18 protein-coding genes are annotated in these 14,596 nt (G+C 65.8%); 14 read left to right on the top strand and 4 right to left on the bottom strand.

Going from position 1 to position 14,596, the window contains the following annotated elements; all coding sequences use genetic code 11:
- Positions 1-8: 8 nt before the first annotated feature.
- The 12 genes from EP379_RS09085 to EP379_RS09030 all read left to right on the top strand — a co-directional run bounded on the left by EP379_RS09085 (position 9) and on the right by EP379_RS09030 (position 9,308).
- The gene (locus EP379_RS09085; protein ID WP_127477501.1) at positions 9-743 is read left to right on the top strand and encodes an RNA polymerase sigma factor FliA; all 735 of its coding nucleotides are present in this window, start codon (positions 9-11) and stop codon (positions 741-743) included.
- 85 nt (positions 744-828) lie between these two features.
- On the top strand, positions 829-1,221 hold the full coding sequence (gene cheY / locus EP379_RS09080; protein WP_127477500.1) for a chemotaxis response regulator CheY: 393 nt from the start codon (positions 829-831) through the stop codon (positions 1,219-1,221).
- Between the two features lie 45 nt (positions 1,222-1,266).
- Positions 1,267-2,010: a protein phosphatase CheZ gene (locus EP379_RS09075; RefSeq protein ID WP_127477499.1), complete on the top strand. Its 744-nt coding sequence runs from the start codon at positions 1,267-1,269 to the stop codon at positions 2,008-2,010.
- Between the two features lie 12 nt (positions 2,011-2,022).
- Positions 2,023-4,137, top strand: coding sequence for a chemotaxis protein CheA (locus EP379_RS09070; RefSeq protein WP_127477498.1), 2,115 nt, complete (start codon positions 2,023-2,025; stop codon positions 4,135-4,137).
- A gap of 28 nt (positions 4,138-4,165) precedes the next feature.
- Positions 4,166-5,248, top strand: coding sequence for a protein-glutamate methylesterase/protein-glutamine glutaminase (locus tag EP379_RS09065; protein ID WP_127477497.1), 1,083 nt, complete (start codon positions 4,166-4,168; stop codon positions 5,246-5,248).
- A 1-nt stretch (position 5,249) separates the two neighbouring features.
- Complete coding sequence (locus tag EP379_RS09060; protein ID WP_127477496.1) at positions 5,250-5,990, top strand: flagellar motor protein; 741 nt, start codon at positions 5,250-5,252, stop codon at positions 5,988-5,990.
- 8 nt (positions 5,991-5,998) lie between these two features.
- Positions 5,999-6,808, top strand: coding sequence for a flagellar motor protein MotD (motD, locus tag EP379_RS09055; protein ID WP_127477495.1), 810 nt, complete (start codon positions 5,999-6,001; stop codon positions 6,806-6,808).
- A complete protein-coding gene (locus tag EP379_RS09050; RefSeq protein ID WP_127477494.1) occupies positions 6,805-7,587 on the top strand; it encodes a ParA family protein in 783 nt (260 codons plus the stop codon). Before motD ends, EP379_RS09050 begins: the two co-directional genes overlap by 4 nt.
- 2 nt (positions 7,588-7,589) lie before the next feature.
- The gene (locus EP379_RS09045; RefSeq protein ID WP_127477493.1) at positions 7,590-8,246 is read left to right on the top strand and encodes a chemotaxis protein CheW; all 657 of its coding nucleotides are present in this window, start codon (positions 7,590-7,592) and stop codon (positions 8,244-8,246) included.
- The gene (locus EP379_RS09040) at positions 8,243-8,704 is read left to right on the top strand and encodes a chemotaxis protein CheW (protein WP_127477492.1); all 462 of its coding nucleotides are present in this window, start codon (positions 8,243-8,245) and stop codon (positions 8,702-8,704) included. Before EP379_RS09045 ends, EP379_RS09040 begins: the two co-directional genes overlap by 4 nt.
- Positions 8,697-8,906: a hypothetical protein gene (locus EP379_RS09035; RefSeq protein ID WP_127477491.1), complete on the top strand. Its 210-nt coding sequence runs from the start codon at positions 8,697-8,699 to the stop codon at positions 8,904-8,906. Before EP379_RS09040 ends, EP379_RS09035 begins: the two co-directional genes overlap by 8 nt.
- A gap of 12 nt (positions 8,907-8,918) precedes the next feature.
- The gene (locus tag EP379_RS09030) at positions 8,919-9,308 is read left to right on the top strand and encodes a DUF2802 domain-containing protein (protein ID WP_127477490.1); all 390 of its coding nucleotides are present in this window, start codon (positions 8,919-8,921) and stop codon (positions 9,306-9,308) included.
- A 65-nt stretch (positions 9,309-9,373) separates the two neighbouring features.
- On the opposite strand, the gene EP379_RS09025 is transcribed toward EP379_RS09030, so the two are convergent.
- Together EP379_RS09025 and fliK are read right to left on the bottom strand one after the other, a co-directional pair.
- Entirely contained in the window at positions 9,374-9,670 is a 297-nt protein-coding gene (locus EP379_RS09025) for an EscU/YscU/HrcU family type III secretion system export apparatus switch protein (protein ID WP_127477489.1), read from the bottom strand.
- Complete coding sequence (fliK, locus tag EP379_RS09020) at positions 9,667-10,953, bottom strand: flagellar hook-length control protein FliK (RefSeq protein ID WP_127477488.1); 1,287 nt, start codon at positions 10,951-10,953, stop codon at positions 9,667-9,669. The genes EP379_RS09025 and fliK overlap by 4 nt, the downstream gene beginning before the upstream one ends.
- A gap of 88 nt (positions 10,954-11,041) precedes the next feature.
- Here fliK and EP379_RS09015 point away from each other — a divergent pair, with 88 nt between their 5' ends.
- Positions 11,042-11,911 carry a pentapeptide repeat-containing protein gene (locus EP379_RS09015; protein ID WP_127477487.1) on the top strand — a complete coding sequence of 290 codons (870 nt, stop codon included), beginning with the start codon at positions 11,042-11,044 and terminating at the stop codon, positions 11,909-11,911.
- 22 nt (positions 11,912-11,933) lie between these two features.
- On the opposite strand, the gene amrA is transcribed toward EP379_RS09015, so the two are convergent.
- Positions 11,934-12,527, bottom strand: coding sequence for an AmmeMemoRadiSam system protein A (amrA, locus tag EP379_RS09010; RefSeq protein WP_127477486.1), 594 nt, complete (start codon positions 12,525-12,527; stop codon positions 11,934-11,936).
- Positions 12,524-13,321, bottom strand: a complete 798-nt coding sequence (amrB, locus tag EP379_RS09005; protein WP_127477485.1) for an AmmeMemoRadiSam system protein B — start codon at positions 13,319-13,321, stop codon at positions 12,524-12,526. Before amrB ends, amrA begins: the two co-directional genes overlap by 4 nt.
- A 79-nt stretch (positions 13,322-13,400) precedes the next feature.
- On the opposite strand from amrB, the gene amrS reads away from it, so the two are divergent.
- Entirely contained in the window at positions 13,401-14,516 is a 1,116-nt protein-coding gene (amrS, locus tag EP379_RS09000; protein WP_127477484.1) for an AmmeMemoRadiSam system radical SAM enzyme, read from the top strand.
- Positions 14,517-14,596: the final 80 nt, after the last annotated feature.

Below are 14,596 nucleotides of genomic sequence, written 5' to 3'. Positions count from 1 at the left end.
AGGCAGTCATGAACGGCCTGGCGGCTTATGCCATCGAACATGAAACCACGTGGTCCGACGACCTGGTGGAGCAGTATGCCCCGCTGGTCAAGCGCATCGCCTATCACCTGCTGGGACGTCTGCCGGAACATATCCAGGTCGACGACCTGATCCAGGCCGGCATGATCGGCCTGTTGGAGGCGGCGCGCAATTACCGCACCGGTCAGGGCGCCAGCTTCGAGACCTATGCCGGTATCCGCATCCGCGGCGCCATGCTGGACGAGGTGCGGCGCACCGATTGGACACCGCGTTCGGTGCATCGCAAGGCGCGCGAGCTGGGTGAGGTGACACGGGCCATCGAGCACCGTGAGGGGCGCGAGGCCACCGAGCAGGAGATCATTGCCGCTCTCGGCATCGACAGCGAGGAGTACCACCAGATTCTGCTGGACTCCAGCAGCCATCGTCTGCTCAGCCTGGACGACATGGCCACCGGCCATGACGAGTCCATCCTGGAACGGCTGGCGGACGAGGGGCCGGGCGTCGAGGACGGTTTGCAGGCGTCGGAATTACAAAGTCACCTGGCTGCCGCCATAGACGAGCTGCCGGAGCGGGAGCGGTTGGTGATGGCGTTGTACTACGACGAGGAGCTGAATCTGAAGGAAATCGGCGCCGTGCTGGGGGTGAGCGAGTCCCGTGTCTGCCAGATCCACAGCCGGGCCCTGCTACGCCTGCGCAACGCCATGGCCGACGGGGCGCGCAATTAAGGAAATGTTCGGGTTAAGATAGCGCAATCCCACATGCGCGGACGGGTTCTGACCGTCCGGCTGGAAGTAGTGTCAGGAGGTAGCCTTGGATAAAAACATAAAGATACTCATCGTGGACGACTTCTCCACGATGCGTCGCATCATCAAAAACCTGCTGCGCGACCTCGGATTCACCAACACCGCCGAGGCGGACGACGGCACGACGGCCCTGCCTATGCTGCAATCCGGCAATTTCGAGCTGTTGGTGACCGACTGGAACATGCCCGGCATGCAGGGCATCGATCTGCTCAAAGCGGTGCGTGCCGATCCCAAGCTGGCCCACCTGCCGGTACTGATGGTGACCGCGGAACAGAAGAAGGAGCAGATCATCGAGGCCGCCAAGGCCGGTGTGAACGGCTACATCGTCAAGCCATTCACGGCGCAGACACTCAAGGAAAAACTGGAAAAGATATTCGAGCGTATCGAAGCCAGCCAGTAAATCCTTGGCCGCCCGGCGGCTGAGCAGCAGAGGACGAGCGAAATAATGACTATTGTAACCGGCCCCCTGAGCGAAGAGTACATCGACAGGGTACGCACCCTGGCCCAGACCATCGACGCGGGCAATACCGATGAAGCGGCGCGCCTGCTCGACGAGCTCACCAGCCTGCGCGAGAAGACCCTGTTTCAGGAACTGGGCCGCCTGACCCGTGAGTTCCACGAGGCCTTGCAGAGCTTTCGCCTCGATTCCCGTATCGCCTCCCTCGCGGCACAGGATTTCCCCGACGCACGCGAACGCCTCAATTACGTGGTCAGTATGACCGCCCAGTCCGCCAACCGCACCATGACCGCCGTGGAGGAGTCCATGCCCATCTGCGAATCGATGCAGGAGCGGGCAATGTCGCTGAAGCAGGACTGGATGCGCTTTACCCAGCGCAAGATGAGCGCCGACGAGTTCCGCGACCTGAGCCGCCGTCTGGGCGAGTTCCTCGACAGCGTAGGCGAGGATGCGCCGCGCCTGCGCGCCAATTTGCAGGAAGTGCTGATGGCACAGGATTTCCAGGACCTTACCGGCCAGATCATCCATCGTGTGGTGCAACTGGTGGACGAGGTCGAGCGTAATCTGGTGGACCTGATTCGCATTTCCGGCCAGGGCATGGTGGCGGAGCGGCAGGAGGTAAAACACGAGGATCGCATTGCCGCCAGTGGCCCACCGGTACCCGGGGTGGATAGCGGTACGGTGGCCGGACAGGACGAAGTGGACGATCTGTTGTCCAGTCTTGGATTCTAACGGAGCGCACAGATGGCACTGAATGCGGATGATGAAATCCTGCAGGACTTCATGGTCGAGGCGGGCGAGATACTGGAACAGCTCAACGAGCAGTTGGTGGAGCTGGAGCGCAGCCCCGACGATCACGATCTGCTCAACGCAGTGTTTCGCGGTTTTCACACCATCAAGGGCGGTGCCGGTTTTCTTGGCCTGAACAACATGGTGGACGTGTGCCATCGTTCCGAGGATGTATTCAACCTGCTGCGCAACGGTCAGAAGCAGGTGACACCGCAGCTGATGGACACCGTGCTGCCGGTGCTCGACGTGCTCAATGCCCAGTTCGAGCAGCTGCGCGCAGCCGAAGAGCCGGACCCGGCCCCGGCGGAACTGCTCCAGGGGCTGGAGGCGCTGGCCCAGCCCGATGCCATGCAGCCTGCGGCCGCCGCACCCGCCCCCGAAACTGTCGCCGCGCCCGCCCCCGAAACTGTCGCCGCGCCACCCGCGGCGACTCCACCTGCCGCCGTGGCCTCCATGGTGGAAGGGGAGATGGGCGATATCACCGATGAGGAATTCGAGGCACTGCTCGATGCCTTGGAAAATCCGGCCACCACAGCGGCGGCGCCTGCCCCCGCAGCCGCTGCGGCCCCGACCTCATCCGATGAGGACATCACCGAGGAAGAGTTCGAGGCGCTGCTCGACGAACTGCACGGCAAGGGCAAGTTCAAGGTGCCGGCCGCGGCCCCCGCTGCGCCGGTTGCCCCTGCGGATGCGGCGGGCGGCGAGGACATTACCGAGGAGGAGTTCGAGGCGCTGCTGGACGAACTGCATGGCAAGGGCAAGTTCAAGGCACCGGCCGCGGCGCCGGCAGCTCCTGTTGCCCCTGCTGCGCCTACACCAAAGCCGGCGCCGGCCTCCGCCCCGGCGGCGGCCGAACCTGCCGGCGACAAGGTCACCGCCGCTCAGGCCGAGACCACGGTACGCGTGGATACCAAGCGCCTGGACGACATCATGAACATGGTGGGCGAGCTGGTGCTGGTACGCAACCGCATCGCCACCCTGGCGCATGTCGGCGACATGAATCAGGCGCGCGAGGAAATGATCAAGGCGGTGGCCAACCTCGACGTGGTCACTGGCGATTTGCAGACCTCGGTGATGAAGACACGCATGCAGCCGATCAAAAAGGTGTTCGGCCGCTTCCCGCGCGTGGTGCGCGACCTGGCGCGCAACCTGAAGAAAGAAGTCAACCTGGTGATGCAGGGTGAGGAGACCGACCTGGACAAGAACCTGGTCGAGGCGCTGGCCGATCCCATGGTGCATCTGGTGCGCAATGCCGTGGATCACGGCATCGAACTGCCGGAGGTGCGCGAGAAGGCGGGCAAGCCGCGTCAGGGCACCCTGCTGCTCGCTGCCGAGCAGGAGGGCGATCACATCCTGCTCATCATCGAGGACGACGGCGCTGGCATGGACCCGGAGGTGCTGCGGCGCAAGGCAGTGGAGAAGGGCATGATGGATGCCGAGGCCGCGGCCCGCCTCGACGACAAGGAGGCGTTCAACCTGATCTTTGCCGCCGGCTTTTCCACCAAGACCGAGATCTCCGACGTATCCGGCCGCGGTGTCGGCATGGACGTGGTGAAGACCCGCATCGCCCAGCTCAACGGTAGCGTCGACATCCATTCCGAGAAGGGCAAGGGTACCCGCTTGTCCATCAAGGTGCCGCTGACCCTGGCCATCATGCCGACGCTGATGATCAAGCTGCGCGAACAGACCTTCGCCCTGCCGCTGGTGAGCGTCAACGAAATCTTCCATCTCGACCTGACCAAGACCAATGTGGTCGACGGCCAATTGGTGGTGAGGGTGCGCGGCAAGGCCTTGCCGCTGTACTACCTGACGCGCTGGCTGGTCGCCGGTTGCCGCGGTATCCCGTTGCCGGAGTCCGGTCATGTGGTGGTGGTGCACATCGGCACCCAGTTGGTTGGCTTCGTGGTGGACTATCTCATCGGCCAGGAAGAGGTGGTCATCAAGCCGCTGGGCAGCATGTTGCACGGTACGCCGGGCCTGGCCGGCGCCACCATCACTGGCGATGGCAAGATCGCCCTGATCCTGGATGTGCCTGGATTGATGAAGTCCTATGGTCGCCGCCAGGCCTGAGTAGATTTCACTTTGAGGAGAGTTGTGGATGCCCGTACGGGTCTTGATTGTCGATGATTCCGGTTTCTTCCGCCGCCGTCTGACGGAGATGCTGAACGCCGATCCGCGCCTTGAGGTGGTCGGAGCGGTGGCCGATGGTGCGCAGGCGGTGGAGCAGGTGGCCAAGCTGCGTCCGGACGTGGTGACCATGGACATAGAAATGCCGGTGATGGACGGCATCACCGCGACGCGCCGTATCATGACCGTCACACCGACACCGATCCTGATGTTCTCGTCGCTGACCACCGACGGTGCCAAGGCGACCCTGGATGCCCTCGATGCCGGTGCGGTGGATTACTTGCCGAAGAAATTCGAGGACATCTCGCGCGATCAGGACGAGGCCAAGCGCCAGTTGTGCGAGCGGGTCTATGCCATCGGCAGCAACAAGCGCGCGGTGCATCCGCAGCGTCCGCTGAGCACGACGGCGGCGCCGACGCGCCCGGCCGTGGCTGTCGCTGCCGCGGCGCGCCCCGTGCCCAGCGCCATGCCGGCGGCGCGGCGCGGCCAGTACCGTCTGGTGGCCATCGGTACGTCCACCGGCGGGCCGGTGGCGCTGCAACAGGTGCTCACCAAGCTGCCCGGCAATTTTCCGCTGCCCCTGGTGCTGATCCAGCACATGCCCGGCAGCTTCACCCCGGCCTTTGCCCAGCGCCTCAATCAACTGTGCGCTATCGAAGTGCGTGAGGCGAAAGATGGTGATGAACTCAAGCCGGGGCTGGCCCTGCTGGCGCCGGGCGGCAAGCAGATGGTGCTGGACCAGCGTGCCGGACGCACCACGGTGCGCATTACCGAGAGCGAACCGGGCCAGAACTACAAGCCGTCGGTGGATGTGACCTTCACCTCCGTGGCGCGCATCTTTCCCGGTCAGGCGCTGGCGGTGGTGCTTACCGGCATGGGTGCCGATGGCCGTGAGGGGGCGCGTCTGATGAAGCAGGGCGGCTCGACTGTCTGGGCACAGGACGAGGCCAGTTGTGTCGTCTATGGTATGCCGGCCGCCATCGTGGAAGCGGGATTGGCCGATGCCGTACTGCCGCTGTCCGAAATCGGGACGGCGATAAGCCAGAGAGTGTGATATGGATATCCTCACCCTTGTCGGTCTGATTTTCGGTGTCGGTGCGCTGCTGCTTGGCCAGTATCTGGAGGGTGGCCAGGCCAGCGCACTGCTCAACGGACCGGCGGCGGTGATCGTGCTGGGCGGCAGCATGGGCGCCATCATGCTGCAGGCGCCCATGAGTACCTTCATGCGTTCTCTGCACATTCTGGGCTGGATTTTTCGTCCGCCCACCCTGGCCGCCGACGAGGCCATCGAAAAACTGATTGCCTGGAGCAATATCGCGCGCAAGGAAGGCCTGCTCGGTCTGGAGGCGATCTCCGAAACCGAGCCGGATGCCTTCGCGCGCAAGGGCCTGCAGTTGCTGGTGGACGGCTCCGAGCCGGAGGTGATGCGTGGCATCCTGGAGGTGGAGGTGGACGCCAAGGAACACCACGACATGCAGGCCGCCAACATCTACGCCAGCATGGGGGGCTATACCCCCACCATCGGTATCATCGGCGCGGTGATGGGCCTGATCCAGGTGATGAACAATCTGGCCGATCCGAGCCAGCTCGGTCATGGCATCGCGGTGGCCTTCGTCGCCACCATCTACGGTGTCGGCACCGCCAACCTGCTGCTCATCCCTATCGCCAACAAGTTGAAAAGCATCATCCACGGCCAGACCCAGTTCCGCCTGATGATCATCGAAGGCATCGTGTCCATCGCCGAGGGCGAGAATCCGCGCAATATCCAGACCAAGCTGCAAGGCTACCTGCATTAGGAGTCGGCATGGCGCGCAGAAAACGCCCGGAAGAGCACGAAAACCTGGAGCGCTGGCTGATCTCCTACGCCGACTTCATCACATTGCTGTTCGCCTTTTTTGTGGTGATGTATTCCATCTCTTCCATCAACGAGGGCAAGTACCGCGTGCTGTCCGATACCATGGTGGCCGCCTTCAATACTCCGCCCAAGACCCTGCAGCCGATCCAGGTGGGTGAGGAGGGGGTGAGCGGCGAACCCTCGCCGATCAAGCCGGAGAAGGCCTCTTCGGCGGTGTCACCCGGTGTCATCGAGCAGTTGGCGCAGATGGCCGAGTCCAACGAGCTGGGACAGATCGCCTCCGATTTCGAGCGCGCCATGGCGCCGCTGATCCAGCAGGACCTGATCAACGTCTCGCGCAATGAACTATGGGTGGAGATCGAGATCAACACCAGCATCCTGTTCGACAGCGGCAGCGCGCGCCTGGAGGATGACGCCATTCCGGTGTTGAGTGAGCTGGCTGGCATCCTCAAGAAGTATCCCAACTACATCCAGGTGGAGGGCTTCACCGACAACGTGCCCATCGCCACGGCCGCTTACCCGTCCAATTGGGAGTTGTCGGCCCATCGCGCCGCTGCCGTGGTGCATCTTTTCATGGACAAAGGCGTGCAGCCCGACCGTATGGCCGCCATCGGTTACGGCGAGTACCGTCCCATCGCGGAGAATGCCACGCCGGAAGGACGACGCAAGAACCGCCGCGTGGTCCTGGTGATCCTGGCGGATGAAAAGGCGCGCCGTGCCCTCGACATTCAGCGCAACACGGCGGCAGGTGGCACATGAAGGTCTGGTCGGTAGCCAATCAGAAAGGTGGCGTGGGCAAGACCACCACCGCCGTCACCCTCGCCGGACTGCTGGCGGCGCGCGGTCACAACACCCTGATGGTGGACCTCGATCCGCACGGCTCGCTCACCAGCTACTTCGGCCATGACCCGGACAGCATCGAACAAAGCGTCTATTCACTGTTCCAGGACGACAACCGCCAGCCGGCGGCGGAGATCGTGCGCGACACGCGTTTCGAGCGCCTGTCGCTGCTGCCGGCCTCCACGGCGCTGGCGACGCTGGATCGCCAGCTCGGCGCGAAGGAGGGCATGGGCCTGGTCATCGGCCGCGCCCTGGTGCAGCTGGCCAACCGCTTCGACTATGTGCTCATCGACTGTCCGCCGGTGCTGGGCGTGTTGATGATCAATGCCCTCGCCGCCAGCAGTCATCTGCTGGTGCCGGTGCAGACCGAGTTTCTCGCCCTCAAGGGACTGGAGCGCATGATGCGCACGCTGATGATGGTGACCAAGGCGCGCAAGCGCCCGCTCAACTATCTCATCGTGCCCACCATGTTCGACCGCCGCACGCGCGCCTCGCTGGAGACGCTGCAGAATCTGCGCAACAACTACGCCGAGGTGCTGTGGAAGTCGGTGATCCCCATCGACACCCAGTTCCGCGAGGCGAGCCGCGAGGGCATGCCGCTGTCCTATCTCAATCCCCACGCCCGCGGTGTCATCGCCTATACCGCCCTGCTGGGCACGCTGCTGGGGAACGACAGCCAGACACTGGGTGGGCTGTGAGTATGGAACGGGACAAATTGCAGGCATTGGTGGCGGAAAAGGATGCGCTCAGTGTCTATTTCGAGGCGCTGCTGCGCGAGGCGCCGCCGGAGCTGGATATCGAAACCGTCACTTCGCCGGTCGTCGCACCGGTCGCCGCGCCGCGGCGCAGTGAGGGACGCCCGGCCTGGGGCGACGAAACCTTTCAGGCCCTGCTGTTCAAGGTGAACGGCCTGACCCTGGCCGTGCCGCTGGTGGAGCTGTCCGGGGTGCAGGAGTGGGAGGAGGGCAAGGTGACGCCGTTGCCGGGCCATGTGCCCTGGTATCTGGGGCTGATGCAGTACCGCGAACGCAATGTGCCGGTGGTGGACACGGCACAGTTGGTGATGCCGGAAGATCGGCAGGCGAATATCCGTCCCTGGCAGGAACGTCTGCGCCATGTGGTGTTCATCGCCGACGGCACCTGGGGACTGGCCTGCGACGAACTGGCGGAGGTGGTGACCTTGCGGCCCGACGAGGTGCGCTGGCGCACCAGCCGCACCCGGCGGCGCTGGCTCGCCGGTACCGTGATTGAACATATGTGCGCCCTGCTGGACCCGCCGGTATTCGCCGACGTGCTGGCCAGCGGGATAGAGGACATGCCGGAATCCGGCGCGCAGGATGAGGGGGAACAGCAATGAGCGAAAAAATGCAAAGCGGCAGCGATCCCATCACCGAATGGGTGACCTTCCGTCTCGATGCGGAAAAGTACGGCATCGACGTCATGCGGGTGCGCGAGGTGCTGCGCAACACCGAGATCGCGCCGGTGCCCGGGGCGCCGGATTTCGTGCTCGGCATCATCAATCTGCGCGGCAATGTGGTGACGGTGATCGACACGCGCAAGCGCTTCGGCCTGGCACCGAAGGACATCGATGAATCCAGCCGCATCGTCATCCTGGAGGCCGGTGACGAGGTGGTGGGCATGCTGGTGGACAGCGTGGCCGAGGTGGTCGATCTGCGCGCCTCGTCCATTGAAACGGCCCCCAACGTCGGCAACGACGAAAGCGCCAAGTTCATCCAGGGGGTGAGCAATCTCGACGACGGCCTGCTGATCTTGGTGGACCTGAACAAACTGCTCAGTGCCGAGGGCGATGGCTGAGATCGGCCCGGTTCCGCCGCCGCCGCCGAGTCCGTCGATTCGGCCCCATCGCGTTCCCGCCGAGGAGCGCGACCGGCAGCAGCGGCGAGCACCACCGGAGGAAGAGGAAAATCCGCCGTCGGAGGATGCGCCGGGAGAGGAGCGGCCGCCCCGGGATGATGACCGTGACGACGGCAAGCCGCATATCGATGTGTATGTCTGAGGACCGCGAGTAATGGACAATCTGTGGCTGATGGTGGCGGCCGCCGCGCTGGCGGTGATCGCAATCCTGGCGGTGCTTGTGCTGCAGCGCACCACGGCGCGCCAGGCCATGATCCTGCGCACCTTGCAGAACGACATGCGAGCCCTGTGCAACGCGGCGGTGGGCATGGGGGAGCGTGTCAATCAGATGGAACGGCGCCTGCGCCAACTGTCCGAACGGCAGGAGGCACTGGGCCTGCGCCAGGACCAGCTCAACCAGGAAGATCCGGAGGCGCGTTCCTACAATCAGGCCATCAAGCTGGCGCACAAGGGTGCCAGTGTGGACGACCTCATCGAGGTATGCGGCCTGTCGCGCGGCGAGGCCGAGCTGGTGGCGATGATGCATCGCCTCGGCAAGGAGTAGGTGCCGATCCCCGTCGGTGAACAAACCCATAATCTGTCCGATGCACTCGCCCGCGCAGCGGACGCCTACAGCTTTCCATCCGGCCCCCAGCCCGGCGGGAATTTCTCCGTCACCATGTAGGCAAAGGCGATCACCTCCGCCACCGCCAGATACAGTTCGCGCGGTATCTCGTCGTTCAGCTCCAGTTGCGCCAGCAGCGCCACCAGTTCACGGTCCTCGTGCAGCGGTACGCCGTGCTCGCGTGCCAGCGCGATGATCTCCTCGGCCACCGCGCCGCGCCCCTTGGCGGTGATGCGCGGCGCGCGTTTGCCGTCGTAGTGCAGGGCGACGGCGTTCTTCGGCGGCGTGCGGCTCTGGCTCATACGCTCAGATCCAGCAGGCCGCCGGGGACGGGCTCTTCGCTCAGGGTGGCGCGGCCGGCAACGCTGCGCAGGTGCGCCACCTCCAGCCCGGCGTGCTGCAACTGGCCGCGCAGTTCCTCCAGGTGCTGCTGAAAGCGTGCGGCGGTTGCAGGCTGCTCGGCCCAGAAGCTCACGCCGACCTTGCCGCCGAGCAGGGTGACGACGCTGTCGACCCCGCCGTGCTGCGCGCTGTCGAAGTGCAGCCGCACCGACCAGCCGGGGGCGCCGCTGCCATGGTTGCTGCCGCTCTCGCGCTGAATGCGCAGGCGCATGACTTCCTGCCCGGCGCCGTGGCGCAGCGGTAGTTCCAGCAGCCAGGCCGGATCGGGGCCGGTTTGCGCATTCAGTGTCTGCAACTGCTGCACCTTGACCCGCGCCAGGGCGCCTTCGATGTGCTGGCTCAGCTCCAGCAGCCGGCCCGGGTTCAGCGCCGGGGTGGACGCCGCGCCGCTGCGCGGTGCGGCGCTGGCCGGTGCCGCCATCTGTTCCTGCACGGCCCCGAGCAGGCGCAGCAGCCCGGCGCGGAAATCCTGTTGCAGGGCGCTGGTGTCGCCGCGCGCGAGGCGTGCCTCCAGAAACAGGCCGGACTGGTTGATGGCCTGACGCAGGCCGTCGGCGGTGGTGAGGCGCTGCGGATCGGCGAGGCGGCTCAGCAGCTCCATCGCCAGGGTCTTGAGCTGCTCCGGCGACGGTGCGGCCGCGGTTGCCGCCGCGGCAGTTGCCGTGGTGGTCGCCGGTGTGGATGTAGTCGGTTGCGCACGCAGCCCCGTTTCGGGCAGCGGCAATTCCGGCATGGGCGGGCTGGCCGCCGTCGTCGTTGCGGCGGCGGTCGGCACGGTCATTGGCGTGCCACTTCCCGTCGCCGCTGTGGTTGGCGGCAGTTGTGCCAGGCGTGCGATGTGTTGCAGTACGGTGACCAGCGGCTGCTGCCGCGGCAGTGCGCTGCGCCAGGCCTGTTGCAATGCCGTTTCTTCCGCCGGCGTATCGAGCAGGCGCAGCACGATGCGGTCGGCCTCGACGGCCACCAGCAGCTTGACCTGCTGGCCTGCCGTCAGCGGCAGCGGGCTGCGTGCCTGCAGCGGCTTGTTCTGTCCTTCCAGTTGCAGCAGCAGGCTGCCGTCGGCCTGCGCCTGCAGCACCCGGGCATCGAGGACCTGACCGGCCTGCCACTGCGGGTTGGCCGCCGCCGTGTTGTTCAGGGCGAGGGTCAGGGGGATGCCGCTGCTGGGATGGCCGATATGCATGGAATGACAGGGCGGGTCGGGTGGCTTGGCGGTGTTACCATGATGCAGTATAAGTCATTGCCAACGACAACAAAGGGATGCTCCCGCGATGAAGGAAACGCAGAACTGGTATGTGCGGCGCGGCAAGGAGGTCAAGGGACCGTTCCCGGCCGGCCTGGTGTCCCGCTACATCCTGCTGCAGCGCATCAGCGAACAGGATGAGGTGAGCCGCGACCGCCAGGAGTGGCGGCGGGTGGCCGCCGTGCCGGAACTGATTCCCGATGTGGTGCGTAACGCCCGCGCCCACCCCGACGACGAGGAGGCGCAACAGCACCTCGCCGCCGCCCGGCGCTGGGCCGACGAGCGCCGCGAGGTGAAGGGGACACCGCCGGGCACCGAGCGGCGCAGCGCCGGTTCGATGGTCTTCACTCATCCCAGCGGCGGTGCGGATGAGCGCCCCGGCACGCTGATCAGCCGGCGCGATTATCTGATCGTCGCCGTGATCCTGGTGGGCCTGGTGGCGATCCCCTTCCTGCTGCCCTCCGGTCCCAAGCCCAGCGACCCGCAGTGCGAGGCCGCGCCGGCCCCCGGCATCAACTGGAGCAACTGCCGCCTGGAGGGACGCCAGTATCCCAATGCCGATCTCGCCGGCGCCAACCTGCGCAACAGCAATCTCACCGGCACCGTGCTGCGTGCCGCCAATCTTGCCGGTGCCGACATTGCCTACGCCAACCTCACCCTGACCAATCTGCGCGGCGCCAATCTCAAGGGCGCCAATCTCAAGGGCGCCACCCTGCGCAACACCGACCTGGACAACGTCAGCCTGGAAAACGCCGACCTGTCCTACGCCGACCTCAGCGCCGTCGATCTGGACAGCGTTAATCTCGCCGGCGCCAAGCTGGACCACGCCGTGTGGCGCGGCGGCGTGGTGTGCATGCCGGGATCGGTGGGGGAGTGTGTGCCGGCGAAGGTGCAGTAGCCGGCTCTGTAACGTCGGGTGATTAATTGCTCATGTGCCGGTGGTGTACTGTCTCGTCGCCGAAACTCTCCGTGGTATAGCGCTCCACCTGCAGGGTGTCCGACCACCAGTCCGGTGGCAGGCCGGCCTTCAGCTTGAGGTGTTGCCAGAAGTCGCGGGGTTGCGGCAGGGATTCCCACACGCTGGGCAGGAAGGTGCCGCGGTGGCCGCGGTCGCGCAGGATGAGGCCGTCGCGGCCGGGGCGGAGTTGTCGCAGCAGGTCGGCCTCGTTTTCGAAGTGCAGCGGTTCCGGCGGGCTCAGGATGGAGATGTGGATGTCGAGCCCTTCCAGTTCCCATTCGGCCAGCGGCGCGAAGCGCGGGTCTTCGAAGGCCGCCGCCCAGGCGTGGTAGGCGACGTCTTCCGCCAGCGGGCGCAGGGCTTCGAGAGTACCGATGCAGCCGCGCAGCTCGCCGTGGCGCTGCAGGGTGACGAAGCTGGCGCGCAACGGGCGCAGTTCTTCCGGGTAGTTGGCGGCGTGTACCGTCAGCGGGCGGCCGTGGTCGAGGCCGTGACGGATGGAGTCGCGGGCGATTTGCAGCAGGGTCTGCCGGCCGGCGGGGCTGATCATGGTCATGCGGCCTCGCGGAACAGCCAGGCGCCGTAGCCGACCACCTGGTCGCGCGGTCCGGCGGTGTCGCCGGAGTTGCGCAGGTCGATGGTGGTGGCGTGGAGGCCGCGACGCCGGGCGGCGAGCAGCAGGCCGCGCACCGGATTGCGGCCGCAGGCGGCCTCGCTGCGCAGGTCCTGGTAGCGCAGTTCCTCGATGGCCTGGGCGGTGCGGCGATCCATGGCCTGGGCGGTGGCGTACTCGTGGTAGTGCGACAGGTCGGAGCTGATCACGATCAGCGTCTCGGGTCCGCCCCACAGTTGTTCGAGAACTTCATCCACCTCTTGGGCTGAGGCATCGCCCACCACCAGCGGCACCAGGGCGAACTCGCCCAGCACTTCCTGCAGGAAGGGCAGGTGCACCTCCAGGCTGTGTTCCATGCTGTGCGCCTCGTCCAGGGCATGCACCTGGGGCAGGGGGCTGATACTGTCGACGGCGGCGCGGTCCAGCGGGATGTCGCCCAGCGGGGTGCGGAAATAGTCGGCGCTGCTGCTGGCCAGACCCAGGAAGCCGACGCGGTGCGACGGTCCGAGCAGCACCACCCGCGTCACCGTGCCGCGCAGCGGTGCGAGGCGGGCATAGGCGCTGGCCGCTACCGGCCCGGAGTAGATGTAGCCGGCGTGGGGGGCGATGATGGCCTTGGGCGGCGCGCCGTCGCCGCTTGCGGCGGCGCGCAGGAACTCCTGCACCATCTGGCGCAGCTGGATCGGATCGGCGGGATAGAACAGGCCGGCGACGGCGGGGTGGCGGATCTTCGGCATGACGGACTCCTGGGGCTCGATGCGCTATGGTTAACAACTATAGCGCCCCGGCGGCGCGGGTTCACGGCGGAGGGCAGCCATGGAAACAGCCAATTTCGACGGCGTCGAGCCGTCCAGCATCGTCGACACCAAGTACTGGCACGCGCTGGGCGATGGCCGCGTGCAATGCGACCTGTGCCCGCGCTACTGCAAGCTGAAGGAGAACCAGCGCGGGCTGTGTTTCGTGCGCGGCAACCTCGGCGGCAAGATCGTGCTGGCCACCTGGGGCCGCTCCAGTGGCTTCTGCGTGGACCCCATCGAGAAGAAGCCGCTCAACCACTTCCTGCCCGGCACCCCGGTGCTGTCCTTCGGCACCGCCGGCTGCAACCTGGCCTGCAAGTTCTGCCAGAACTGGGACATCAGCAAGTCGCGCGAACTGGATACCCTGCTGGACCAGGCCACGCCGGAGGTGATCGCCCGCGCCGCCGCCGACCTCGGTTGCCGCAGCGTGGCCTACACCTACAACGACCCGATCATCTTTCATGAATACGCCATCGACGTGGCCAGGGAGTGCCGCAGGCACGGCATCCAGTCGGTGGCGGTCACCTCCGGCTATGTCTGCGCCGAGCCGCGGCGCGAGTTCTACGACTATATGGATGCGGCCAACGTCGACCTGAAGGGCTTTACCGAAGACTTCTATCACAAGCTCACCGGCGGTCACCTGCAGCCGGTGCTCGACACCCTGCTGTATCTGAAGCACGAGACCAAGGTCTGGCTGGAGCTGACCACGCTGCTGATCCCCGGCCACAACGACGCCGCGGCGGAGATCGATGCCATGACCCAGTGGGTGGTGAAGGAACTGGGGCCGGACGTACCCATGCACTTCACCGCCTTCCATCCGGACTGGAAGATGCTGGACACCCCGCCGACGCCGCGGGAAACGCTGACCCTGGCGCGGCGCATCGCCATGGACAACGGTGTGCGCTATGCCTTCACTGGCAACGTGCACGACCCCGAGGGGCAGAGCACCTATTGCCATCACTGTGGCCACCAGCTCATCGGCCGCGACGGCTACACCATCACCGCCTGGCAGCTGGATGCCGCCGGCAAGTGCCAGTCCTGCGGCACCGCCTGCGCCGGCGTGTTCGAGGCGCAACCCGGCCACTGGGGCAGCAGGCGCCAGCCGGTGCGGCTGCGCGACTATGCCGCGCGCTGAGCGCCTGTCGGGGAAATCGTCACCTATAACCCTGTGGAATTGCGGGTTGAATCGACCTGACCCGGCCGGTAGCCTGTCCC

The organism is Sulfurivermis fontis, from assembly GCF_004001245.1.
Lineage (GTDB): Bacteria > Pseudomonadota > Gammaproteobacteria > Thiohalomonadales > Thiohalomonadaceae > Sulfurivermis > Sulfurivermis fontis.
Note: the sequence above shows the minus strand (reverse complement) of the source record. Positions and strands in the feature narration are given on the sequence as shown.